Here is a 24,314-nt window from a genome sequence, read left to right as displayed (position 1 = left end):
TTTTCTCTATACGAAAAGTATATAAAACTACTTTTTCTTAGTATGCTTTTGTGTAACCTAATAGGTGCTTGCTCCAGTAAGAGTTACTTACAGAACTAATACGTACACCAGTTGCATCTGTTTCTGCACTAATGAACTGACCGTTTCCTAAGTAAACACCCATGTGAGAAGGACCTGATTTATAAGTATTTTGGAAGTATACTAAATCACCTGGTTGTGGATTGCTAGTTTTTGTTTTAGAGCTCCAGTATCCAGCAACTGTTTGACGAGCGCCTTTATGACCAGTTTGATTTAATACGTAGTGAATGAATCCACTGCAGTCAAAACCAGCAGGTGTTGTACCAGCAGTTCTGTATGGTGAACCATTTAAAGATCTAGCGAATCCAGCGATTGAAGATGTATCTCCACCTGTTGTTGGTTTTTGTACGTCTTTACCTGGTTGTTGAACGTTATTTGTAACATTATTGTTATTTGTAACGTTGTTTACTCCGCCTTTTACAAACTTAACGAAGTCTGCACTTACGTAACCTGTGCGGCCGTTATGGTTAATTTTGTACCAACCATTTTCAGCACCAGTAACGTTTAATACTTTACCATTTGTTACTCCACCGATTACAGCGTTGTATGTAGCTGGGCCTGTACGTACTTTTAAAGCACCAGTGTTAACAACATAAGAACCACCAGTTTGAACTGTTGTAGTATTGTTGTTTGTAGTTGGTTGTTTTGTTTCGTTAGATACAGCAGAACCACCTTTTGTTACGAAGTCTTTGCTTACGTATCCAGTTCCACCATTGAAGTTGATTTTAAACCAATCTTGTACTTCACCTACAACTTGTACTGTTTTACCTTTGTTTACAGAACCTAATACTGTATGAGATGTACTTGGGCCTGTACGTACGTTAAGTGAAGAAACGTTTACTGTGTAAGTACCTGTTCCTTGTTGAACAGTCGTTCCTGTTTTGCCACCAGTCGTTACGAAGTCACCACTTACATAACCTGTTTGACCATTTACGTTTACTTTGAACCAACCATTTTCTTGTCCAACTACTTGTAGCACTTGGCCTGATTTTACTTTAGAAATAACGTTATGTCCTGTACCAGCACCTGAACGAACATTTAATACATCAGCAGTTACTGTGTATTTTAATTCAGAAGTTGTTTCTACAGTTTTTGTTTCAGTTACAGTCGTTTGAGTTTGAGTTTGAGTTTGAGTTTGTCCATTAATTTCTTTTAGCGCTTCATTTGAAACTTGTGCATGAGCAGAATCCATTCCTGGAACTGCAACGCCAGCTACAGAAGCTGCTGCTAAACCTGCAATTACTTTTTTCATAAGTTGTCTTTACTTCCTTTCCCTACTATCCTCTTAAAAAAAACTAAAACTTTAATACTTTACAATATTATCAAAGTAAAATATTCATCCAGTTCCATTTTTTAGCAAGAGTTTTATTTTTCACACAGAGTTCATTTTAAATGAACAAAGTGAAATCCGTGTGAACTTCATGTGAACTTTATCATTAAACACAGTGTTTCTGCAATGGTTTTTTCAAATTCCTTATATATCGCATGAAAATTCGACATTCTATTTAATATTTTAATATAAAATATCCCTTTTCTATCTATTATAAAAAATTCTATTAACCTAATACAAACTCAAGCATGTATTTCCTTATAAAGCTCCTTACATGAAGTATACTTTCATCATGACAAAAATCACTCTATTTATCAATAGTATAATATTTTTAGAAAACTAAATTTCTATACTATCTACAATTTTGAAATAATTTGACGAATTGTAAGATTTATTTCACAAAAGCCATTTCTCCTTTAAAGAAAACACACACTATACCAACTGTTCTCTTTTTCCGATAATGGAATTTATAGGATGTTTATAGTATTATATACATATCTTAATAAAAAAGAATTTTAGCGAACTGATTAAAGTTTCATTTTATAAAATGAAACTTTAATCAGGAAGGGTTTTATACATCCTCCGCTAATTATTAACCCTCACCACTCGGGCTGCCCATTGATGCGGAGTTTTATTGGAATAAAAAGAGGAGGCATATTTGTGAGAAATATAATAGATGATCCAATACAAAAAAACATAGAGCTATACTATACTTTTATTCAATTCGTTTCAATGATAACATTACAAAAAGTATCAGCTATTGAAACACGTAAAAATGAATTAAAAAATCAGATGAAAAATGCCGGACAAAAAACCCTTATTACGTATAAAAAAAGGTGAACAGGTTATATTCCTGTTCACCTTTTATCAAATTATTTTATTTATAAATTTTCACACGGTTTTCTAACGGTTGGAATTCTTTTTCACCAGCATGTACTACCGGTTTACCAAATGGCATTTGCGCAGTGAGTTTCCAATTTGCTGGAACATCCCACTCTTTTCTCACTTCTTCATCAATTAGTGGATTGTAATGCTGTAACGTAGCACCAAACCCTTCAATTTCTAAAGCTGTCCAAATTGCAAATTGTAACATTCCTGATGATTGCTGAGACCAAGTTGGGAAATTATCTTTATATAATGCAAAGTTAGCTTGAAGGCTTTCCACTACTTCACTGTCTTCAAAATATAAAACCGTTCCATAACCACTTTTAAATGCATTCATTTTTTCTTCAGTAGGTGCAAAGTTATTTTCAGGTACAATTTTTCGTAACGTTTCTTTCGTAATATCCCATAATTTATCATGTTGTTCTCCTAATAAAACAACAACGCGAGCACTTTGAGAATTAAAAGCTGAAGGTGTATGTTTTACAGCATGATAAATCACTTCTTGAATTTTCTCATCAGAAACTACTTGCTCTTTACTAATTGCATAAATAGATCTTCTGTCTTCAATTGCTGAGTAAAAATCTTTTGCCATCATAATTCCCTCCAATTTTCAATTGAGGCTATTTCATATGTATATATCATATTACGCCCCTCAAACTTATTATTAATAAGCTTATAACTTTATAATATCACAGCAACAAATAAACTCAAATGATAACACTTGTATTTAGAAGCTTTTTCCTTTTTAAAATAAAAATAAAAAGACTGTTTGTTGTTATCTAAAATTAGTAACAACAAACAGTCTTACTTATGTAGCGATCTAGATTCGTATTTTACTTACTTAATTAACTAATCCAAATGCATACGACATTAACTTATTTGTCTCTGTAAAACGTTTTGTTTTACTTGATGTCCCCATGACCACTGTAATAATTCGATTATCACCTTGCTTTGCAGTCCCAGTAAAACAGTATCCTGCACTATCTGTAAATCCAGTCTTTAGTCCGTCCATTCCTTCTATATATAAACTTTTATTATTTTTATTTAACATGTCGTTTGTGCTTATAACATTAATATTATTAAATGCTAGCTGACTTTGGCGTAAGTGAGTCACTTCTAATATTTCCGGATAATCTTTTATAAGATGATATGCCAATTGCGCTACATCAGCAGCCGTCATTTTTGTTTCACTTCCATCTGGCTCTTGTAATCCAGAAGCATTTGCAAATTTAGCATGTTCCGACATTTTTAACTGTTTCGCTTTTGCATCCATAAGCTGAACGAAATCTTTCTCCGATTTTGCCATATGTTCTGCTAAAGCCACAGCTGAATTATTAGCTGACTCAATCATTAATGCATGATATAAATCTTTAACAGTTAATGTATCATTAACTTGTACTGGGATTCTCGCTCCCTCTGTTTGTGCCGCCTTCGCACTCATTTTTACTGGATCTTCCCAGCGAACTTTCCCGTTATGTATACTCTCTAGTAAGAGATACGCTGTCATCATCTTAGACATACTAGCCGGTGCAAAAGCTTCATTTTCATTATATTGATAAATAATATCTCCATCACTCGCATCGATAATCATAGCTGCTTTTGCGTTAATTTCTGGTGGGATGTACTTTGGCGGGACTACTTTTTCAGTAAATCCTGCTTTAGGTAGTTCTGCCACTTGCAAAGGTTGTCCCTCTACATTCGCTATGCTCTTTTGATTTCCTTGGAATAAGAACCAACATATCCCTAAAATAATGACTAATAGGACTGTCATCCTTCCCCATTTTAACCGATTCATTTCAAAACTCCTTTAGCAAACCTTTTATACACTCACATTTAACCTTATCAACAATTCCTTTATACAGTCAAGGTAAAAGGTATATTTATTCATAGTACAGCAATGATTATTTTAATTTACTTATGTTAAACTTACAATATTGAAACGTAAGAATATTTAATAATAAAATCTCGTAAATAAAGCGAAACTTTAATCAGCCCCACCAATCAGGCTACCCGTCAAATAGCGAGATAAACTATTTAATAGAAGGGTTTCATACAAATGCTACTTCCAAAATCATTAAAATACGGAGACACAGTTGGGATTTACTCCCCTTCTTCACCAGTAACCTACACTTCACCAAAGAGATTTGAACGAGCAAAATCTTACTTACAACAGAAAGGGTTTCATATATTAGAAGGTTCATTAACAGGTCGATATGATTTTTATCGTTCTGGTAGTATACAAGAGCGTGCTGAGGAGCTAAATGTCTTAATAAGAAATCCTAATATTTCTTGTATTATGTCAACAATTGGTGGGATGAATTCAAATTCAATATTACCTTATATTGATTATGATGCTTTTCTAAAGAACCCTAAAATAATGATTGGGTATTCAGATGCAACTGCTTTATTACTAGCAATTTACACCAAAACAGGAATCCCTACATTTTATGGACCAGCTCTCGTCCCTTCCTTTGGCGAATTTGAACCTTTTGTTGATTGCACATACAAATATTTCGCTGAAACTTTACTACATGATCATTCTCTTCCTTATCATATAAAACAACCATTATTTTGGTCAGATGAATTTATTAATTGGGAAGAAAAGACAAAGGAGAAAGAACTTCGACCAAACGATTGGATTTCAGTAATTGATGGAAAAGCTACTGGGCGTATTATTGGCGGGAATTTAAACACGATACAAGGAATTTGGGGTAGCCCCTATATGCCACATATTCAAGAAGGCGACATTCTCTTCATTGAGGACAGTTCAAAAGATGCAGCTACTATTGAAAGAAGCTTTTCATTACTTAAAATTAACGGTGTATTCGATAAAATTTCAGGTATCATTCTTGGAAAACATGAGCAATTTGATGATTGTGGTACAAATCGAAAACCTTTTGAAATACTACTAGAAGTACTTCAAAATCAAAGAATTCCTTTTCTAGCTGACTTCGATTGTTGTCATACACATCCAATGATTACCATGCCTATCGGTGTTCAAGTAGAGTTGGATGCAACAAATAAAACGATACATATTGTAGAACCTTGGAAAAAATGAATGCATAGCTTCTATTGTTTTACAATAAAAGCCATGATACTATATAATTTGGAATGTGAAAGATTAAACAAAATATGTTCCAATATCTAACACTAGAAAAATTAGGTATAAATATATATTTATATGCAAAAGAGAGTGAATAAATGAAACCAACTATTAAAAATTACGTATTTTTACATGTAGCTTTTTTGATATATTCTATCATTATGGTTTACATGAAATGGGCAGCTAAATTCCCCATTGCTTCCATCTCATTTTTTGTTGCTTATTTCGGATTAGTTATACTTTTATTCGGATATGCAATTTTATGGCAACAAGTAATTAAACATTTCGAAATTTCAAAAGCATATTCACATCGCGGGATTATTATACTGTGGTCAATGCTTTGGTCAGTATTTCTATTTGGAGATACGATTCAGTGGAATCATTTACTTGGTGCAGCTATTATTATCGTCGGAATTGTGGTGGTGACAAAAGATGAATAGTTATATGTTATTATTTATTTTCGGGATAATTTTAGCTAATTACTCACAAATATTATTAAAAAAAGCTACTTTGCAACAATACGATTCTAGAATAAAAGAATATGTGAATCCTTATGTTATTATCGGCTACTCTTTATTTGTAATTAACGCCGGATTAAATGTTATCGCCATGAAGGGCATGGCATTAAAACAAGCATCAGCATTAGAATCCTTAAGTTATATCATCATATTAATTTTCGGTTGGTATTTCCTAGGAGAAAAAATAACGAAACGTAAACTCATCGGCAACATGATTATTATCGTTGGTGTAATCGTTTATTGTATCCAATAGTAAAAAGCTCCGTTTATCACAAACGGAGCTTTTTACTATTGACCTAAATTTTGCACTTTATCTTTCAAATCTCGAACTTGATCTACCGTCTGCATAAGCTCGGAGTTTTTAAATTGCTCTACATCCACTTTTCCTTCTTCTATCTTTGTCATCGCCGTATCAATTAACGCATTTAACTTTTCGTTATATCCGACGATTTGTTGATGAATATCCTTTGCTACATCAGGTGGCGTTAATTCATTGAATGCGGGTATATCTTGTTTAATTTCACTAAGCTTCGTTTCTAATTCTTTTCGAGCCTCGCTATCATTAACGGCCTTTTCTGCTAATGCTGGTGCATCATTTGCAAATGCACTTATTTCATTTACATAGTCTGTCGCCTTTTGAGCATAATCTATGGAGTTCTTTCCTTCTTCCACTATTGAACATCCCATTAAACCAATTGAAACTATAAATACTAATAAAATTGATTTTATTTTCATTTTAGACCCCCTTCGTCTTTATCATTGTCTGTAATTTTCTCTATACATAACTTCTAGCTAAATTGTTTATAACCTTTTTCAAATAGCTATTTATCCTCTTACATGCCCTATTATCGTTACAACATCTATTTCTATATGTACGCTTATAATATCTTCAATTATATCCATATATCCTTGTCCTATAGCTGTTCCATAGTGTAATGTAAGCCCCTTCTTTTCATACACTGACTTTGGCACTGAAAAAATAAATCTCCTCAAGTTTCTTTCATCAGCTGGTTCCATAATTAAAACAATCCCATCCTCATCAAACATATACGCTCGCCCTCCAACTTTACATTCACTATGGCTCAGTATTGCCTTGGTCAGCAAAATTTAAAACATAATAAGTTAAGATACACTCTGCTCTATCATAAAGTGAAACTTTAATTAGCCCTCACCAGTCGAATCTTTATCGGCAAATAGCGGGATAAAAATAAAAAGCATTCATTCTTTTTTGTTAAGAATGAATGCTTTTTAAAAAATCAATTTCTAACTCTAGCATCTTTTTTTGACGAGGTTTTACTTTCCTTACGGGAATTCCAGCGTAAATATACCAATCATCTAAACTCTCTTTTACCATACTCATCGCGCCGACTGCCGTACCTTCTCCTACAATTACATTTGGAAAAATAATAGAATTGGCACCAATAATCACATGTTTTTTTAAAATAACTTTTTCTGCTTTCACATTCCTATATTGATTCGGGACGGTTGGCCCCATTAATGTATTTCCACTGAAATCATCAAGTACTGCATATACGATTGTTTTAGCTGAGATGTTTGCAAAATCATGCATTTCAATCCCAACTTCCCCTCCATATAACGCTGTATACGCTGATATGTGCGAATAACTTCCAATTGTGATTTTACCACTTAAAATGCAAAAATCATCAATTCTTACATGATTGCCAACTGATATAGCACTCGGATTATATATACTTGCTTTTTTACTAACCAATACATTTTTCCCAACAGATAAAAATCCAATTTGCTTTAGTTCTTCTTGACTATAAAAACTATTCATCTACCGACACCACCTTCTGCTCTAAACAGATTACAATTTGCTCTACTAGTTCTTTCGTCATTCCTTCCCATAAAGGTAAACTTACGATTCGTTTTGCTATTTTATTCGTCTTTGTTAAATCTGTAGACTTATAGTTTTTAAAAAGAACTTGTTGGTGGCAAGATGGTGAAAAGTATAATCTAGCTTCTATTTTCTGTTTTTTCAGTTCTTCTATTACTTGTATATTGCGAACTTCTTCTGGACAAATGATAGGCATAAATTGGTGAATAACCGCTTCTGTCTTTTGGACTTTCCACCCTTTTTTCATTAACCCAGTATTTTGTAACAACTGTTTATACCATTCAGAAATACGGCTGCGTTCTTTTAATTTTTGATCCCACTTTTTTATAGTCGCTATCCCAATAGCTGCTGCGTATTCAGACATTTTACAATTAAACCCCATCATCGTACATTCACGATTTTTATCAAATCCGAAATTCCCCATTCTTTTAATACGTTGTATATCTTCTTCGTTTTTACTATATATGAGCCCTCCTTCACCAATTCCGAACGGCTTTGTTGCATGAAAGCTATATACAATCATTCCACTAAAATCTTGACCGTAATGCATCCCTCCATTCATTAATCCAAATCCCGGCGCCGCATCTACGACAACCGGAATCCCCTTCTTCTCTAGTTCTTCATATTCTTCTAAGTTCATCCATGATCCAAAAGTGGCGTACGGGATAACAATCGCAACCTCTTCTTTTAATTCTTCTATTTTATCCAAAAGTACGGTTTTATCCATATACCAATCATCTATTGAAATATCAATAAAGTACGGTTCCAATCCACACCAAATAGCGGCTAAGGCAGTCGCAGGGAATGTAAAGCTAGGCATGAGAGCATACTTTCCCTTTCTTCTTTTCTTTAGTTGAATAGCCGCCATTAACCCTAACGTTGCGTTTGCTACTGTTGTAACAGCTCCCCTGTTTTGAAAAAATGACGACATAATTGTTTCCTCAAAACGTTGATTTATAGGTCCATAATTCGTATATATGTGAGATGTATCAATTTCCTTCAATTCGTCCAAATACTCACTTACAGGTACAGTTGAAGCACGTAAAAAAGGAATATTCTCCATATCTATCTATTCCTTCCTATCATTTTCGGACAATATAGAGCATATCTGTTTCAGATAATCCAAACTTCCTAGCACTTTTCATTCCTTGTTTTTCCGCTATGTTATATAATTCTACCTTAAATCCTGCATTCATTAATCGTTGAATAAATCCCGATTGATTGTAAATTCTCACATGATCTTCTTGACCAAAAGCTAATTTCCTCAATTGTGGTGTTACAATTAATTCATTCTCTATAATAAAATCTACATTCATTACGATCGGTACTTGAATAATTCCCCATCCATTTGGCTTTAACACTCTATATAACTCTCGCATTGCTTTGTCATCATCAGGAACGTGTTCTAACACATGGCTACATAATATTACATCAAAAGTATTACTATCATATGTAATCCTTGTAACATCAATTTCCTTCATTAATGGATCCTTTGGTTCTAAGTCACCACATACATACGTAATATTTTTATACTCGTTAAACCAATCTCTTAACTTCGCTTCAGGTGCAATATGAAGCATTGTATAGTTTCTATTTAACAAGTCCGTTTCCGTTTCAATGTACGCACGATACAATCTTTCACGATCCATCGAATTGCAAACTGGGCATATCCCTGTATCTTTATTCCACATCTCAAATTTATATTTCGGAAAATCATAATGCGCTGGCCAAGGTGAAAATTTTTCAAATTGTTGATTGCAATATTGACAATAACAAGATTCTTTCTCAAACATATGAGCAACTAACTTGTTTAACCCTTTTTTTATCTTTTCATTATAAATTTGATCTAGTTCGCCATTTTTTACTGCATCCTTAACTATAAATCCCGCATTTTCTAAACAATAAGATAAACTCTCTTTATACTCACTTTCGGAGCTTAAAAATCCACTATTATATGCATCTATAATTAATTCAATCCACTCTTCAATTGTCATTAAAATAAAATGCATTTGTTTTTGATTTTGTCCACTATGTTGTCTAAAATAACTAAGAGGTTCTTGCATATAAACTACTTTTCCTTTCCTCATCATATCTAGCCAAGTTGCAATGTCATTAATAGCAGAATAAGCCTTTCCTTTAAAATATCCAAACTTCCCGTCAAACAAATCCCGATTAAACAAAACAGTTGTCGGCTCACCAACTACATTTTTTAAGTTTTTTAACATATAATTTCCTAATTCTTTTCCTTCAAAAAGTGTAGTTTCTTTCGCGATTTTCATATTTAATGTTGAAGGTGGTAATATCTCTCCATTCTCATCAATCAGTTCACGATATGACGTCACAAATGAAATATTTTCTAACGTCAAAAAGTATTTCATCATTCTCTCGATCTTTTCATGATGAAATAAATCATCATCTAATAAAAAGTTTATATAGTCCCCGTTCGCAAGTTCTACACACTTATTAAAGTTTTCGGCAACTAACGGCGTTTCATTTTTAACATATGTAATACACTTATATTCACGTAAGTACGGTTGAATCATGGCATTGACTTCATTATTTGTACTATCGTCAGAAATAATAATTTCAATATTTTCATATGTTTGATTCAAAGCGCTGTTGAGTGCTAATTCCAAGTAATAAGGTCTATTGTATGCAGGAATAAGTATACTTACTTTCGGTAATGAAGAATTATTATTTATATGTTGTTTTTTCTTTTCTATGTTTATTTTCTTCGCTCTAATTTTTTGGTAATAGTCTAATGTATATAATATTGATGATGGAACTATCCTTCTTGCATAATCTAGAAAATTAGTTATCGCTTTGTCTAACTCTTTTTCGGTGGATAAGAAACCATATTGTTCTCCTGCTATAATACTGTGTGAAAAATCTTCTAACCCATCCATCATTTTATTAGATTCATTTAACTGTTGATCTGGATGTAATCGAAAGTAACTCAGTGTCTCTGCTATATATACTGCTTTTCCTTTACTTAATAAAGATAACCATGAAGCTATATCTACGTTACATAAATACCGCCTCTTATCAAAAATCCCATATGGTTCTTGTAAATCATTTTTACGAAATAAAACTGTTGTCGGTTCTCCAATATAATTTTTTTGATCCACAATTACCTTATTTCCTAATTCTGTTCCCTCTATAATGGTATCCTCTTCAAATAAACGGACAGTCGAATAAATATGTCGCAGTTCTTTCCCTTTATCATCAATGACTTGACGATGAGATGTTACAAGCTTAATTTCATTATCTAAATCATTGAAAAAATACTTCATCATTTTTTCAATTTTATTCACATGAAATACATCATCATCCATTAAAAAATTTATATACTCACCGTTCGCTTCATTAAATAACATTAACGCATTTTCAAATTGTCCGAGAGTTGACCTATTTTTTATATAAATAATATTTGAATGATCACATAAGTATTTTTGTAACAATTTTTCTGTTTCATCATTCGTGCTGTCATCTCCAACTATAATTTCTATATTAGGGTACGTTTGTTCTAACACACTACATAACGCCTTTTCAAAGTAACTAGGACGATTATACGTAGGAATTAATACACTTACCAACGGAAGTTGCTCTACCATTTCTTCAGTTCTTTCAATACGAGTTCTCATTTTAACTCTCTCACCTCTTCGCATATTATTTATATACGCGACACAAAAATCACATTACTTTAACTGTATGGAGCCTATATACTTTTATGCAAACATGAAACAAAATATCATACTTTTCGTTCCTGAATAAACATATTTAATAATGCGGAAATTTTATTTGCACCTTTTTTATTCATATGATCACTATCATAAAAATCATCGTCACAAAATAATGGCGAATCAAATAGATCTATAATTTGAAAAGAATATTGAGTTTGAAAATCATTTATAACTTTATAAAAATCTTCTTTTAATTTCTTACTACTACAATTGAAATAATGTGAAGTAACAGGGAACACAACAATTAATGGCTTTATATCGTTTTTTAACAGTAATTCTAAATATTTCTTAAAAATCATTTTATTTTCAACTAAAGTATGAGGATACGCCAATTTAGCATGTGAAGCTGCTCTTATTTTCCCGTGTTCTTCAAAAGGAATATGAAGAGAAGTAGTATTCCATTCAGCATTTATCCAAGGCAGCGTCAATGATTCATCTTTTAGTTCGTCTAATAAAATATATTCAAAATGCAAATTAAAAATAGAAAGAAGTGGTTTCGGAGTATTTAGATGTGAGAATCCATCAGTGGGTAGAGGAGAATGAACTACAGTATGATGACCATCTTGAAACAATGGATAATATACTTTGTGAATTCTATATGATTCAGATGATAACGACATATCAAAGTAAAACGAGAAATAGGCTATTCCTATTAAACAATATTGAAATGAATGATTGTTTGATAAAAGTTGTGACGCTATTAAATAATCATAGTATAGATCTTGCGATGGAAGTGTTAATTTTATTGACTTTTTTGAGAGAAGCTCCGTACTTATGCCACAATGTGGATAAGACAAACCGGTAGCAAACAATTCATACGTCGGATCACTCTTTGCTTTTTTCATAGAAATGTATAAAGACATAAGATCCGGATTTATTTGATAGATAGAAATTAATTTATCCTTCCATTCATACATGTATTTTGTTAAATTAATAATTTTTGAACTTTGCACGCCCCTATTTATCAAGTCATTTGTAAGTTTTTCTGCGTCCCCTCTCCAAATGACTATATATTGAAAAGAACTTTCTATACGAACAACATCTGAAACGTCTACAACATGAACTATTGTTTTACATTTATTTTTGTCTAACGTATTTCGAATCCTCTCCCCTGATAACTCATCACTTAAAACAATGATTTTATATTGCTCCTTCATGTACATCCCCTCCATTATATGTATAATATGAAATTCATTTTTAATTCGTAACAATCATATACACCTGCAATCTAACAAAAAAATAGCTCCACCATTAGGCGTAGCTATTTTTACAATTATTGCTTATTCAAATCATATTCCTTTATCTAACTCATAAAGTTTACGATACTTTTCATTTTCTTTCAGAAGTTGTTTATGACTACCTTGCATGACAATTTGGCCACGATCAAGGAATATAACTTCGTCTACATGTTCTATTCCTACAAGATGGTGCGTAATCCAAATAACCGTCTTTTCTTCCGTTGCAGAAAACATTGTTTCGATTAAAGACAATTCTGTTTTTGGATCTAAACCGATAGTCGGTTCATCAAGTACAATAATTGGTGTTTCTTGCATAAGAGTTCTAGCAAAAGCAACCCTTTGTCTTTCCCCACCAGAAAACCGCTTTCCCATTTCATGCATTTTTGTTTGTAATCCGTCTGGAAGAGAAGTAACATGTGAAGCTAATTGTGCTTTCTCTAAAGCTTTCCATATCTCTTCATCCGTCGCCTCCGGTTTGCCAATTCGTACATTATTTCCAATTGTCGTATCAAACAAATGCGGCTTTTGATTTAATACAGAAATATATTTAGATAAAAGATTCGTATGAGCTCGTTCACCATTCAATACAACTTGGCCATTTACTGGGCTTAACGCCCCTGTTAACAATTTTAGTAAAGTAGATTTCCCTGTCCCACTTCTCCCTAAAATAGCAATTTTCTTCCCTGCTTTTATTTGTAATGATACATCTTTTAATACAATCTCATTACTATCTGGATAACTATACGATACGTGATTCAGTTCAATATCTACATGTTTTGGTTCAATATAATCTTTCTCTCCATGCAAATCCGTTTCATCATGTAAAACACTATCACTTTCTACGCCATTAAGACGATGGGTAGATTCTACGTACGACGGTATTCGATCGATGGCATCTGCAATAGGAATAAGCGCGTTTGTTACAGATAAAGTCATTAATACGAAAGCTGCGATAACTGTAGGAGCAATTTGTTCACTTGCCGCTTCATTCCCAGTCCATATGATCATCGAAATAACTACAATACCTACTACTAATTGAATGATACTGTCCCGAATATGATACCAGCGTTTCACTCTCTTTTCGATTTTTAACAACTGATCATTTTGTTTTACATACTCATTAATAAATTCATCTTTACGACCACTTGCTTGCCAATCAGATAATCCAAAAACAGCATCTGTCAGTTGTTGATACAAACGGTTTCTTCCTTGCTTTAAAGTAACATGATGTTTCTTCATCAAAAGTAATGATACAAACGGAAGAAGAAAAACGATAATAGCTAACATACAACCTACAATAAGTGCAAAAACAAAATCAAATGCACCGATAACAAGTACGAAGATACTATAAACAACTAGCGCTAATATGCTAGGAAATATTGTACGTAAATATAGGTTTTGCAAATGCTCTATATCTTCGGATAACACTCCTAACATATCACCCGTTTGAAATCGAGAACGGAAAAATAACGCCTGTGGTTCTACTATTCTATATAGCCTCGTTCTCATTTTTTCTAATATACGTAGTACGACATCATGTCCGACTAGGCGCTCTATATAATGAAATACAGCTTGCCCTATACTAAACGCTCTTGTTGCAACAATAGGAACATATACAGCCATTACATTTTCTGGTCTAAGGGCAGATTTTGAGATCAAATAACCTGAAATAAAAAGTAACATCGCTCCTGAACTAACTCCAAGAAGACCAAGGAAAATAGTTAAAGTCATTCTACCTTTATTTTGTTTTATATAAGGTTTAACCCAGTTACTCATTTCTCTCCCCTCTCTTCCCTATGAAAATGTAATGTCTCATTCTCTAAAAGTTCTTCATACGTCCCACTTTCTTTCATTTCCCCTTTATTTAAAATAAGGATATGGTCCATTTGTTTCATCCAATGTAGACGGTGAGTTGCTAAAAATACTAACTTTCCATTAAATAAACGTAACATCGCTTGCTTTATTTCAAATTCGGTTTCAATATCAAGATGTGCCGTAGGCTCATCTAATAAAATGATTGGTTTTTTACTTAAAAGCGCACGCGCCATAGCAACACGCTGTTCTTGTCCGCCACTTAGCATACGTCCACCTTCTCCAATTCTTTCGTGTATCCCATTTGGAAGTGATGTAACGAGTGAACGAAGGCCGACTTCATTAATAACTCTTTCAACTTCTTCATCTGTTGCATTTGTTTCATAAAAACGAATGTTATCCTTTAATGAAAGCGGAAAAATATAAGGTTGCTGCGGAATATAAGCAATATTTTTTTGCCACTCTTCACGAGTAGATCCATCAACTTCTAGACCATTTACTAACATCTTTCCACTCGAAGGAGATAAAAAACCTGCTAATACGTCGATTAACGTCGATTTCCCTGCACCACTTTCACCAATAACACCAATAGCACCGTTACCTTCCCAAGTAAAATTAATTCCTTCTAATATAGCCTTTTCAGATTCAGTATTATTAACTTTGATATCTTGTAATTTCAAGCTACTAGAGGCATTCCATACTATATCTTCATTTAAATCTTTCTTTTGTATTCCTTTTTGTTGTTGCAAAATCTCTTCTATTTGCTCCATCGCAATTTGTCCATCTAATGTCGCATGATAATTTGCTCCCACTTGTTTAATCGGCAGAAAATATTCCGGAGCTAAAATCAAAATTGTAAGAGCTGGTAATAGTATAATCGTTCCATCTATTAAACGTATCCCTAATCCAACTGCCACAAACGCAATTGATAAACTCGTAAAAAAATCTAATGCAAAAGAAGAAAGAAAAGCAACTCGCAAAGTACGCATCGTTGCTTTTCTATATCTTTTACTTACTTTTTCAATCTTTCCTTCGTGCTGTTCACTTTTCCCTAAATACTTTAATGTTTCTAAACCTTTTAACGTATCTACAAAATGATTCGAAAGTACACGATATATCTCATACTGACTATCTGCCATTTTTTGCGCTGCTAATCCGAGAAGAATCATAAATATGATCACGATAGGAATCGTTACAACTAAAATGATTCCAGACTCAATATCTAGCGTAAAAACATATAGTACAATTAGACCTGGAACGATACTACTTCTAATCATTTTAGGAATCGTTAATTCAATATATGTTTTAAATTTATCAATCCCCTCAATTGATAAGGTAACCAGATGACCAGTTCCAACAGTTTGAACATACCTTGGACCTAATGTGAAATATGCCTCTATCAATTGTTTTCTTAGTAACGACCCTGTTTTTTCAGCAAAACGTTCCACTAATATTTGTGATGTTCGAACTACTATGTTACGCGCTGCAAACGCGATACCAAAATACACAACTTCACTTAATATTGTTTGTACTGTCTCTCCATGAAATAAAAACGTAATAGCTCGTGCTAAAAAGATTGTTTGCGCAATAATACTAAAAGCTTCTAAAATACTAATAATCGTTAACGCTACATATAAAATACGGCTACCGGGATAAGACGGAAGTCCTCTTTTTCTTTTCATTAGTACTCCAAATCGTTGTCTGACTTAACAGGTTGTCTAAATACATAATAACTCCATATTTGACTTCCGATAACGAAAGGCAAAATAGCAATCGCAAAGTAAGTCATAAGTTTTAATGCATAAGCTCCTGATGCTGCGTTGTAAATTGTCAAATCATTCATTGCTCCTAAAGAGCTAATCATAACACGTGGGAACATACCGATAAATACACTCGCACTTAGTAAAATGATTGTTAAACTCGTCATAAAGAAAGCCCAACCATCTCTTCTTCTTTTATTTAATAAAGTGGACACTAATAGTGCTACAAAAGCTCCGATTGGTACCATAATCCATTCTGTTCCATGAGCAGTGAAAATGTCGGTTTTCCATAACCCCACACCAGCAAAAACAAGAAGTGTAATTAATGAAAATGGTGCAATTTTTATTGCAGCAATTCGTGCACGTTCTCTCAATTTACCAGTTGTACGTATCGTAAGAAATTGTAATCCGTGAACAATACATAGTAGGAGAAACATTACTCCTCCAAGTAACGCAAATGGATGAAGTAATTGCAAGAATCCACCTACAACATTTTTACTCTCATCAATAGGTACACCTACCATAAAGTTTGCAATCGCAACTCCCCAAAGGATAGGAGGTAACATACTTCCAATAAACATCCCCCAATCCCATGCACTCTTCCATTTATGATTATCTATTTTCGCACGAAATTTAAAGGAAACACCTCTTAAAATTAAAGCAAGAAGCATAAATACAAATGGAATATAAAAACCACTAAATAAAGTTGCATACCAGTGCGGAAATGCCGCAAACATGGCTCCACCAGCACAAACAAGCCATACTTCATTCGCGTGCCAGAACGGTCCTATTGTATTTAAGTAAACTCGTTTTTCAAAATCATTCTTTCCTAAAAACCTCGAAACCATTCCTACACCAAAATCGAAACCTTCCAGTACGAAGAATCCAACAAACAAGATTGCAATAACTAAAAACCACAACTCATTAAGAGATAACATACTCTTCCTCCTTATCAAATGGATCATGGCTTTGATAATCCTTTTTCGTTTTCTTATTCGTGTGGCCCTTAATGGTACGAACAAATAAGTACACACAAATTCCACCCATAATTAAATACATTGATGTGAATGAAATAAGTGAGAATAATACTTCACCGAATGTTACATTTGGTGATACAGCATCTTCTGTTTTCATTACCCCAAATACTACCCAAGGTTGACGACCCATTTCAGTCATAATCCACCCTACTGTATTACCGATGAATGGAAGAGAAATTGCATACACCATTAATTTTAAATACCACGTTTTTTCAGCTAAACGATCTTTTCTTGATAAGAACCATCCGTAAGCTCCTAGAAGAAGCATGAATGTTCCACTCATTACCATCGCTCTAAAACTCCAAAACATTGTATGCACTGGAGGAATATAATCTCCAGGTCCATATTTTTCCTCATATTGTTTTTGAATTTGATTCATCCCTTCAACTTGACCGCTAAACTTATCATACGATAATAGACTTAGCATATAAGGGATTTGAATTTCAAACGAATTTTCTTTCTTCTCTGTATCAATTTTCGAAAATACTGTAAATGGTGCTGGATCCTCACTTGTATTCCATAGCGCTTCAGCTGCCGCCATCTTCATTGGATGTGTCTTAATTAATTGTTGCGCTTGTGCATGACCAAAGAACAATACAAGCGCCGTTGTAATTGTTCCAACAATGATAGAAATGCGGAAAGATTTTTTAAATACTACAGTTTCTTGTCCTTTTGTAATTTTCCATGCACTTACACCAGCAATAAAGAATGCACCTGTTGCAATTGCCGCTGTAATTGTATGCGGGAATTGTACCCATAGTTGTGGGTTTTGAATAATGGCTAAGAAATCATTCATTTGCGCACGACCATCAGCTGCCATTTCATACCCGACAGGTGACTGCATAAATGCACTTGCAGTTAAAATCCAGAATGCTGATAACATCGTTCCAATTGAAAGGAGCCAAATACACATTAAGTGAATTCGCTTCGGTAATTTGTCCTCACCGAATACCCATAAACCTAGGAATGTAGACTCAATGAAAAATGCCAGTAATCCTTCAATTGCAAGCGAGGGACCAAATACATCACCTACAAAACGTGAATACGTTGACCAGTTCATACCAAACTGAAATTCTTGTAAAATACCTGTTACTACACCTACTGCAAAGTTAATAAGGAATAATTGCGTCCAAAACTTTGCCATCTTCTTATATACCTCTTGCCCTTTTACCACATACAACGTTTGCATGATCGCAATAATAAAAGCTAAACCAATTGACAGCGGAACAAAAAAGTAATGGAAAATCGTTGTTGATGCGAACTGTATTCGTGCCAATTCGAGCGTTTCCATACTAAAATCACTTCCTTCATAGTTTTTATAATAAAAGTTAATTGAGCAATCTTATCAAACTCAATTATTAAGAAATACGAAAAGACAAAAACATTTTGTATGTATTGTCGAAAAATATGAAGTTTCAGTTTTTCAAACTATTGTAATGCTATTTTTTACCTTTTCACTATTTCTGTAGTGTTTTATTCGTTAATCGAATTGTATAATATACCTGCATAGTAAATTCAGGTTATTTTTGACGTATTATTGACATCATTTTGTCTGAAATATGTCTTTTGTCATTTTTTTGAATCAGATTTTTCTCATTAGCAAAATGTGTTTTTTCAATATACTTCTTACTTTTATATCTATAAAACAATCGTTTTTTCTTCATACGCTTGACTTTTACTCGGAAAAATGTCCTCGAAAGCACCCACGATAAATGCTTATTTTTTGTCAAGAGAAAAATGTATTTTCAAAATTCAAACTCGAAATAATGTTATTCAAAAATAGAAAACAGCTTCCCTCTTCCTCGACTAAAAGTTCATTTTTTTGTCATTTTTCCAGAACAAATAAAAAAACTGAGAGTCGATTAAACTCTCAGTTTTTTTATTTATTTTGCTGTATGTTTTCTAACGGCTGGTAAAATTTCAGTAGCAATTAATTCAATATTTTTCTCAATTTTATCAAATGGTACACCGCCAAAATCAATTTGTGCCATAAAGCGTTGTTGGCCAAACAATTCATATTGGTAAAGCATTTTCTCAATGATTTGTTGTGGGCTACCAACCATTAAAGCATCACGGTAATCTATTGCATTTGTAAATTGCTGTTTCGGATACCCATCACCGCGCAGTGTAAGCATACCAGCATTAATGTGAGGGTAATATTCACTAAGTGCATCTTGTGAATTTTTTGCCGTATAAAATAAACTCGTTGTCGCAACTGGTAAACTAGCTGGATCAAATCCGCTTTGCTGAGCAGCCTCGCGGTAAGCATCTACTGACACTTTAAAGTTAATTGCTGGACCACCAAGTGTTGTTATCATCATTGGCACACCTGCACGTCCTGCTTTAATTGCACTAGCTGGTGGACCTCCAACTGCACGCCAAATTGGTAAGTTATTATTTTTCGCTCTTGGAATCACCGATGCATGTGCGAGCGGTGCTCTGAACTGTCCATTCCATGTTACATGTTCCTCGTTATTAATTTTTAATAAAAGATCCATCTTCTCTTCAAATAATTCTTCATAATCATTCACGTCATAACCAAGTAAACTATATCCTCCAATACGAGATCCACGACCAGCCACAATTTCTGCACGTCCATTAGAAATCAAGTCAATGGTAGCGAAATCCTCATATACTCGAACTGGATCAGATGTACTTAATATCGTTGCGGAACTTGCAATTTTTATATTTTTCGTAGCTTGCGCGACCGCACCTAAAATAACTGTATGAGCTTGCGTTGTAAAATGTGTTTGATGACTTTCGCCGACAGCAAACACATCAAGTCCTGCCTCATCTGCTAACTTAGCTGTTTCAATTAGTTCGTGAATTCTTTTCTCTGGCGTAATTTTGTCCCCATTATGTGGATTTAAAACATGATCACCAATTGAATATAATCCAAACTCAATTCCTTTTCTTGTATCTATACGGTATTTTTCCATAGTTACTCTCCCCTTTAATAAAGTAGTATTAGTTTTTTTCTAAAAACGTTGGTAAGTCAAGTTTATCTCCGTATTACCTACACCATCACTTGATTAGTCAATTGATGGTGTAAAAAAAATTACTCTTGCGGTAATTCTTTTTTTTCACTATGCTTATGAACTTTCGTCATCAGCTCATATAATATTTTCTGCTCTTCTTCATTTAATACATCATCAAAAAACGAAGATTGAAATGCAAGTTGCTCTGGCAATGCTCTCTCTAAAGCTGCTTCTCCTTGCTCTGTAAGACTAATTGTTTTCGTTTTCCAATCTTGTTTTCGTACAATATATCCTTCTTTTTCAAGACGAGTTAACATTCGAGAAATGCCACCTTGTGTAACAGTTACCTTTTCAGCTAACTCCATTTGTGTTAGTGGTTGATACGTACGTATTTGCAAAAGCACATCAAATTGAGCTGTCGTTAAATCAAAACGTTTTAAAAACTCATTTGACATTTGATTACTTTGGTTCGTAAATCGTATTAAACGTAACCATATTAATGATCCTATCGTATTATCACGCATGTTTTGTCACTTCCTAGCGTTCATCTTACTATCACTTTACTACGCAAGTGATAAAAAAGCAAGAAAAAATGTAATAAATATATCGATAGAGTATTGCATAAATAATGATAAGTAAGAATTCATATAAACATGAATTCTTACTTATCATTATTCTTAACTTTTCCTTTCATTCATTACTATATTTAAAGCTGCCATAGCTTTTGGCCAACCAACGTAAAAAGCCATATGTGTTATTAATGCAACCAATTCATTCTCCATAACCCCATTTTGTTTAGCTAGCTTCAGATGAAATTGTAATTGTTCTGTATTACCGAGACTGATTAGTGCTGACACAGTACACAAACTTCTTTCTCTTAATGTTAAAGTGGCATCTCGCCACACTTCCTCAAATAATATCTTTTCACTATAATGAGCAAATGCAGGTGCCATTTCTCTCATTTTCTTTTTAATATGTACTTCAATAAGTTCATTTTTCATTTTTCATTTTTTTCTCCCTTTATTTTCACCATTTGTGCTATTCCTTGACCAAATGACCAGTTTTCAGCAGCTGTCTCATTTAGTGTAATAAAAATATCCGAAGTTTTAACGCCGGAATATTCCGTAATTTTTAAGGATACCGATTGATACAAATCTTTTTTCTGTTGCACCGTTCTTCCCGGTCCACATGTAATAGAAACATAAATCATATTCTCTGTTCTCTTTTCTCCTCTTTCCAACAAATAATATGGATTATATAAAAATTTGTTTTGTTGGTAGGGTAAGAACATTTGAAAATAATCATTTTCAGGGATGTTAAAATGTTCAATTAATGAAAGATGGATACATTCACCCATTTTTTCCAACTCTTCTTCATTTAATATGTTTTCAGGATAATAAATCTTCACAAAAGGCATAGATTTTCATTCCTTTTCTTATTTTTTTATATGCAACAAAATTTCATCGTGAAATGTGTAAAATCTCATATACTGTAACACCTTTATTCACTGCAATTTCAGGCTTCTCTTCATAAAAATTAAACCTACTATACCCCCATTTATCCGGATTATAAACGATTACATTCCCTAAACACTTTTCGTTGTTTTGTACATTTTCATTCATCGTTTTTAATTGAGTCCCAATCAGTGTTTTACTTTGAGAAATACTTCCTGCATATTCAACAACATATCTACTTTTCTTAAATCCATCACTTAGATTAACCACTAATGGAACACCTATATTTATTTGTTGCCATCCAAAAGATTGTAAAATGTTATCGTAATACCCTTCAAAGATAAATTTATTCATCCCTTCATGACCATTCCAAATATATAAAGGTGCATAGCAGTTATAAAAATTCCCGTCTTTCTCCGTTTCCGTAATTAAATAAGCTTTAAAATTTAGTGCTTGGAAACCATCAGTTTTATAACCATTATCCTTTACCCTTTTCTTAATAATTCCCATGTCATAATCCTTTGGAAGAATGACCTTATATTGCATTCCAATCATGTTTATCACTCACTTTCTATCCTATATACATAATGATAAACCGATGATTGACTAACGTAAAATAGGTATAAATTATGTTTGGTATCATTTATAATGATAGTGCATAAGGGGCTGAGATATATGGAAATAAATGATCTTATTATATTCAAAACTGTTGCCAGTGAGGCTTCTATTAGTAAAGCTGCTAAAGAGTTAGGATATGTTCAACCGAACGTAACTGAGCGAATCAAAAAATTAGAACAAGAATTAGAAACGCCTTTACTACATAGAGATAACAAAGGTGTTTCCTTGTTACCTGCTGGTGACATTTTATTAGATTACACGAATCAAATATTAACTCTATTAGAAGAAGCGAAAGATAAAATTAAAACAAGTGGGTCTTCTTATATAATCGCGACGTCACAATCGATTTTGACTAATTATTTAAGTAAGCGTATTAAAGAAAATTTCATGAATTATCAAATATATGTAGAAAATAGTAGTCATTTGCCAAAATTACTGCAGCAACAAAAAGTTGATATGGTCATCACTTATGACGATGATTCTGGTGCAGGTTTTAAAAAAGTATTTACTACTTCAATTTCTATAGGCTTACTAAAAGATCAAGAAAAATGTATCATTGACTATTCAAAGGAACTCTTCTTCGTTAGTAATGACAAAAAGTGTCCTTTTAGAAATAAGACGATACAATTTCTAAAAGAAAATAATTTATCTCAGCGTCAACTTCAACAATTAGATTCTTATTCGCTTATGGAAGAGTTTATTCAGGACGGAAAAGGGATAGCCTTTTTGCCGATTAAAAATGATAAATTGGTACCAATTGAAGATGTTCCAGTTGAGAAATTAGCTGTTCATTTTTTTACAATTCAAAACTCTTTCAAACAAATCCCTGATGAACTATTTGGTTAATAAAAAATCCCTCCTTTATGAATCTAAAAGAGGGATTTTCATATTCTATACAATTGATTTTTCACACATTTTGCTCCACTTCTGCACTTTTCTCCTTCTTATTCCGTTTCATATTCTTCAGTCCCTTAACCGTGCCAACTAATCCTTTCGGGAAAACTAGCAATACGATAATGTACAATAAACCAAGAATAATCGTCCATCGTTCAAAGATCGGATACTCTGTAGCTAGTTCTGATAAATAATATTTTAGAGATTCAATAATTCCAGCTCCTGCAATTGCTCCAATTAACGTTCCAACCCCACCAATCATCGTCATCAATAATGCATTTAATGTCATTTCAATTGAAAATACAGTCGTATTAACAAAACGCAATGTGATAACAAATAAACCACCGCTAATCGCAGCTACTACTCCTGCAACAATGCTAGCAATAATTTTATAATGAAGCACTTTATATCCTAGTGCTTCAACACGTTGCTCATTTTGGGAAATTGCCTTTAATACTTTTCCAATAGAAGATTTGGTGAAAAGACGTAACAGAACAAAAATGATAAGTAAACATATAAGTGTTACATAATAAAACGTAAAACGATCACGGAATACGTCTGGTACACCAAATGTAAAACCATCTCCTCCGTGAGTAAGCCCACGCCATTTTTCAGCAAGTACAAAAAATAACTGTGAAATAGCAAGTGTTAACATTGCATAAAAATGACTTTTCAATCGTAAAGAAAGCAAACCAATTATATAACTAACGATTGCTGAAACGATAATTGCAGCTACTATTCCAATTAAAAAGTTCGTTATTGATACGCCTTGTCGATCAAATAAAAGTGCTACCCCATATGCTCCTATCCCAAAGAACATACAATGACCGAACGATACAATTCCTGTATACCCAAGCAATACATCAAAACTCATTGCAAAAATAGCAAAGATGAAGATTTGAGTGAACAAAATTAACAGGCTCCGTGAATCATTTACGAACGGAAATACACTTAAACAAATGAGCATACATACTCCGAAGTATACTTTAATTCGGTCCGATGTGTTGT

23 protein-coding genes and 1 pseudogene are annotated in these 24,314 nt (G+C 33.3%); 5 read left to right on the top strand and 19 right to left on the bottom strand.

The window, feature by feature from the left end; all coding sequences use genetic code 11:
- Positions 1-37: 37 nt before the first annotated feature.
- The gene (gene entFM, locus ACTFRU_RS12700; protein ID WP_000755497.1) at positions 38-1,330 is read right to left on the bottom strand and encodes an enterotoxin EntFM; all 1,293 of its coding nucleotides are present in this window, start codon (positions 1,328-1,330) and stop codon (positions 38-40) included.
- A gap of 738 nt (positions 1,331-2,068) precedes the next feature.
- On the opposite strand from entFM, the pseudogene ACTFRU_RS12695 reads away from it, so the two are divergent.
- Positions 2,069-2,238: pseudogene (locus ACTFRU_RS12695) on the top strand (DNA mismatch repair protein MutT).
- 47 nt (positions 2,239-2,285) lie between these two features.
- Here ACTFRU_RS12695 and ACTFRU_RS12690 read toward each other — a convergent pair.
- Both ACTFRU_RS12690 and ACTFRU_RS12685 read right to left on the bottom strand, forming a co-directional pair.
- Positions 2,286-2,888 carry a nitroreductase family protein gene (locus ACTFRU_RS12690; RefSeq protein ID WP_290102321.1) on the bottom strand — a complete coding sequence of 201 codons (603 nt, stop codon included), beginning with the start codon at positions 2,886-2,888 and terminating at the stop codon, positions 2,286-2,288.
- A gap of 246 nt (positions 2,889-3,134) precedes the next feature.
- Entirely contained in the window at positions 3,135-4,088 is a 954-nt protein-coding gene (locus ACTFRU_RS12685; RefSeq protein WP_001080870.1) for a D-alanyl-D-alanine carboxypeptidase family protein, read from the bottom strand.
- 261 nt (positions 4,089-4,349) lie between these two features.
- Between ACTFRU_RS12685 and ACTFRU_RS12680 the strand changes: the two genes are divergently transcribed.
- From ACTFRU_RS12680 to ACTFRU_RS12670, 3 genes are all read left to right on the top strand, one after another.
- Complete coding sequence (locus ACTFRU_RS12680; protein WP_000926333.1) at positions 4,350-5,351, top strand: S66 family peptidase; 1,002 nt, start codon at positions 4,350-4,352, stop codon at positions 5,349-5,351.
- 143 nt (positions 5,352-5,494) lie between these two features.
- Entirely contained in the window at positions 5,495-5,836 is a 342-nt protein-coding gene (locus ACTFRU_RS12675) for an EamA family transporter (protein ID WP_000805125.1), read from the top strand.
- The gene (locus ACTFRU_RS12670) at positions 5,829-6,167 is read left to right on the top strand and encodes an EamA family transporter (protein ID WP_001089868.1); all 339 of its coding nucleotides are present in this window, start codon (positions 5,829-5,831) and stop codon (positions 6,165-6,167) included. Before ACTFRU_RS12675 ends, ACTFRU_RS12670 begins: the two co-directional genes overlap by 8 nt.
- Positions 6,168-6,202: 35 nt before the next feature.
- Here ACTFRU_RS12670 and ACTFRU_RS12665 read toward each other — a convergent pair whose 3' ends face one another.
- From ACTFRU_RS12665 to ACTFRU_RS12595, 15 genes are all read right to left on the bottom strand, one after another.
- Complete coding sequence (locus ACTFRU_RS12665; RefSeq protein ID WP_000695199.1) at positions 6,203-6,649, bottom strand: DUF6376 family protein; 447 nt, start codon at positions 6,647-6,649, stop codon at positions 6,203-6,205.
- 90 nt (positions 6,650-6,739) lie between these two features.
- Complete coding sequence (locus ACTFRU_RS12660; RefSeq protein ID WP_000459099.1) at positions 6,740-6,961, bottom strand: hypothetical protein; 222 nt, start codon at positions 6,959-6,961, stop codon at positions 6,740-6,742.
- 184 nt (positions 6,962-7,145) lie between these two features.
- Positions 7,146-7,712, bottom strand: a complete 567-nt coding sequence (locus tag ACTFRU_RS12655; protein ID WP_001084193.1) for an acyltransferase — start codon at positions 7,710-7,712, stop codon at positions 7,146-7,148.
- Complete coding sequence (locus ACTFRU_RS12650) at positions 7,705-8,835, bottom strand: DegT/DnrJ/EryC1/StrS aminotransferase family protein (protein WP_000427964.1); 1,131 nt, start codon at positions 8,833-8,835, stop codon at positions 7,705-7,707. Before ACTFRU_RS12650 ends, ACTFRU_RS12655 begins: the two co-directional genes overlap by 8 nt.
- Before the next feature lie 19 nt (positions 8,836-8,854).
- On the bottom strand, positions 8,855-11,416 hold the full coding sequence (locus ACTFRU_RS12645) for a glycosyltransferase (protein WP_290102320.1): 2,562 nt from the start codon (positions 11,414-11,416) through the stop codon (positions 8,855-8,857).
- A gap of 107 nt (positions 11,417-11,523) precedes the next feature.
- A complete protein-coding gene (locus ACTFRU_RS12640; protein ID WP_290102319.1) occupies positions 11,524-12,672 on the bottom strand; it encodes a hypothetical protein in 1,149 nt (382 codons plus the stop codon).
- A gap of 132 nt (positions 12,673-12,804) precedes the next feature.
- Positions 12,805-14,529 carry a thiol reductant ABC exporter subunit CydC gene (gene cydC, locus ACTFRU_RS12635; protein ID WP_000073645.1) on the bottom strand — a complete coding sequence of 575 codons (1,725 nt, stop codon included), beginning with the start codon at positions 14,527-14,529 and terminating at the stop codon, positions 12,805-12,807.
- Positions 14,526-16,247: a thiol reductant ABC exporter subunit CydD gene (gene cydD, locus ACTFRU_RS12630; RefSeq protein WP_163093519.1), complete on the bottom strand. Its 1,722-nt coding sequence runs from the start codon at positions 16,245-16,247 to the stop codon at positions 14,526-14,528. Before cydD ends, cydC begins: the two co-directional genes overlap by 4 nt.
- Complete coding sequence (cydB, locus tag ACTFRU_RS12625) at positions 16,247-17,263, bottom strand: cytochrome d ubiquinol oxidase subunit II (protein WP_000950083.1); 1,017 nt, start codon at positions 17,261-17,263, stop codon at positions 16,247-16,249. Before cydB ends, cydD begins: the two co-directional genes overlap by 1 nt.
- Positions 17,250-18,653, bottom strand: a complete 1,404-nt coding sequence (gene cydA / locus ACTFRU_RS12620; protein ID WP_000448870.1) for a cytochrome ubiquinol oxidase subunit I — start codon at positions 18,651-18,653, stop codon at positions 17,250-17,252. The genes cydB and cydA overlap by 14 nt, the downstream gene beginning before the upstream one ends.
- 592 nt (positions 18,654-19,245) lie before the next feature.
- Entirely contained in the window at positions 19,246-20,301 is a 1,056-nt protein-coding gene (locus ACTFRU_RS12615; protein WP_000417543.1) for an LLM class flavin-dependent oxidoreductase, read from the bottom strand.
- 119 nt (positions 20,302-20,420) lie between these two features.
- Positions 20,421-20,864, bottom strand: a complete 444-nt coding sequence (locus ACTFRU_RS12610; protein ID WP_001205523.1) for a MarR family winged helix-turn-helix transcriptional regulator — start codon at positions 20,862-20,864, stop codon at positions 20,421-20,423.
- A 153-nt stretch (positions 20,865-21,017) separates the two neighbouring features.
- Positions 21,018-21,341: a carboxymuconolactone decarboxylase family protein gene (locus ACTFRU_RS12605; protein WP_000787197.1), complete on the bottom strand. Its 324-nt coding sequence runs from the start codon at positions 21,339-21,341 to the stop codon at positions 21,018-21,020.
- Complete coding sequence (locus ACTFRU_RS12600) at positions 21,338-21,757, bottom strand: tautomerase family protein (protein WP_001117234.1); 420 nt, start codon at positions 21,755-21,757, stop codon at positions 21,338-21,340. Before ACTFRU_RS12600 ends, ACTFRU_RS12605 begins: the two co-directional genes overlap by 4 nt.
- Positions 21,758-21,800: 43 nt before the next feature.
- On the bottom strand, positions 21,801-22,349 hold the full coding sequence (locus ACTFRU_RS12595; RefSeq protein ID WP_242292465.1) for a DUF4865 family protein: 549 nt from the start codon (positions 22,347-22,349) through the stop codon (positions 21,801-21,803).
- 120 nt (positions 22,350-22,469) lie between these two features.
- Here ACTFRU_RS12595 and ACTFRU_RS12590 point away from each other — a divergent pair, with 120 nt between their 5' ends.
- Positions 22,470-23,258 (top strand): LysR family transcriptional regulator, encoded by a 789-nt coding sequence (locus ACTFRU_RS12590; RefSeq protein ID WP_440037671.1) that lies wholly within the window; start codon positions 22,470-22,472, stop codon positions 23,256-23,258.
- Positions 23,259-23,319: 61 nt separating this feature from the next.
- Here ACTFRU_RS12590 and ACTFRU_RS12585 read toward each other — a convergent pair whose 3' ends face one another.
- Positions 23,320-24,273 carry a branched-chain amino acid ABC transporter permease gene (locus ACTFRU_RS12585; protein WP_002040965.1) on the bottom strand — a complete coding sequence of 318 codons (954 nt, stop codon included), beginning with the start codon at positions 24,271-24,273 and terminating at the stop codon, positions 23,320-23,322.
- Between the last annotated feature and the right edge of the window lie 41 nt (positions 24,274-24,314).

It is taken from the genome of Bacillus cereus group sp. MYBK220-1 (assembly GCF_051916445.1).
GTDB lineage: Bacteria > Bacillota > Bacilli > Bacillales > Bacillaceae_G > Bacillus_A > Bacillus_A cereus.
This window is presented reverse-complemented; position numbering and strand designations above follow the sequence as displayed.

Bases quoted from the DNA above. Each gene is read 5' to 3' on its own strand.
- ACTFRU_RS12685 (WP_001080870.1), bottom strand. From the start codon at position 4,088: ATGAATCGGTTAAAATGGGGAAGGATGACAGTCCTATTAGTCATTATT.
- ACTFRU_RS12645 (WP_290102320.1), bottom strand. From the start codon at position 11,416: ATGAGAACTCGTATTGAAAGAACTGAAGAAATGGTAGAGCAACTTCCG.
- cydA (WP_000448870.1), bottom strand. From the start codon at position 18,653: ATGGAAACGCTCGAATTGGCACGAATACAGTTCGCATCAACAACGATT.
- ACTFRU_RS12605 (WP_000787197.1), bottom strand. From the start codon at position 21,341: ATGAAAAATGAACTTATTGAAGTACATATTAAAAAGAAAATGAGAGAA.
- ACTFRU_RS12670 (WP_001089868.1), top strand. From the start codon at position 5,829: ATGAATAGTTATATGTTATTATTTATTTTCGGGATAATTTTAGCTAAT.
- ACTFRU_RS12595 (WP_242292465.1), bottom strand. From the start codon at position 22,349: ATGATTGGAATGCAATATAAGGTCATTCTTCCAAAGGATTATGACATG.
- cydB (WP_000950083.1), bottom strand. From the start codon at position 17,263: ATGTTATCTCTTAATGAGTTGTGGTTTTTAGTTATTGCAATCTTGTTT.
- ACTFRU_RS12650 (WP_000427964.1), bottom strand. From the start codon at position 8,835: ATGGAGAATATTCCTTTTTTACGTGCTTCAACTGTACCTGTAAGTGAG.
- entFM (WP_000755497.1), bottom strand. From the start codon at position 1,330: ATGAAAAAAGTAATTGCAGGTTTAGCAGCAGCTTCTGTAGCTGGCGTT.
- ACTFRU_RS12690 (WP_290102321.1), bottom strand. From the start codon at position 2,888: ATGATGGCAAAAGATTTTTACTCAGCAATTGAAGACAGAAGATCTATT.
- ACTFRU_RS12675 (WP_000805125.1), top strand. From the start codon at position 5,495: ATGAAACCAACTATTAAAAATTACGTATTTTTACATGTAGCTTTTTTG.
- ACTFRU_RS12660 (WP_000459099.1), bottom strand. From the start codon at position 6,961: ATGTTTGATGAGGATGGGATTGTTTTAATTATGGAACCAGCTGATGAA.
- cydD (WP_163093519.1), bottom strand. From the start codon at position 16,247: ATGAAAAGAAAAAGAGGACTTCCGTCTTATCCCGGTAGCCGTATTTTA.
- ACTFRU_RS12655 (WP_001084193.1), bottom strand. From the start codon at position 7,712: ATGAATAGTTTTTATAGTCAAGAAGAACTAAAGCAAATTGGATTTTTA.
- ACTFRU_RS12600 (WP_001117234.1), bottom strand. From the start codon at position 21,757: ATGCCTTTTGTGAAGATTTATTATCCTGAAAACATATTAAATGAAGAA.
- ACTFRU_RS12585 (WP_002040965.1), bottom strand. From the start codon at position 24,273: ATGCTCATTTGTTTAAGTGTATTTCCGTTCGTAAATGATTCACGGAGC.
- ACTFRU_RS12610 (WP_001205523.1), bottom strand. From the start codon at position 20,864: ATGCGTGATAATACGATAGGATCATTAATATGGTTACGTTTAATACGA.
- cydC (WP_000073645.1), bottom strand. From the start codon at position 14,529: ATGAGTAACTGGGTTAAACCTTATATAAAACAAAATAAAGGTAGAATG.
- ACTFRU_RS12680 (WP_000926333.1), top strand. From the start codon at position 4,350: ATGCTACTTCCAAAATCATTAAAATACGGAGACACAGTTGGGATTTAC.
- ACTFRU_RS12590 (WP_440037671.1), top strand. From the start codon at position 22,470: ATGGAAATAAATGATCTTATTATATTCAAAACTGTTGCCAGTGAGGCT.
- ACTFRU_RS12665 (WP_000695199.1), bottom strand. From the start codon at position 6,649: ATGAAAATAAAATCAATTTTATTAGTATTTATAGTTTCAATTGGTTTA.
- ACTFRU_RS12640 (WP_290102319.1), bottom strand. From the start codon at position 12,672: ATGAAGGAGCAATATAAAATCATTGTTTTAAGTGATGAGTTATCAGGG.
- ACTFRU_RS12615 (WP_000417543.1), bottom strand. From the start codon at position 20,301: ATGGAAAAATACCGTATAGATACAAGAAAAGGAATTGAGTTTGGATTA.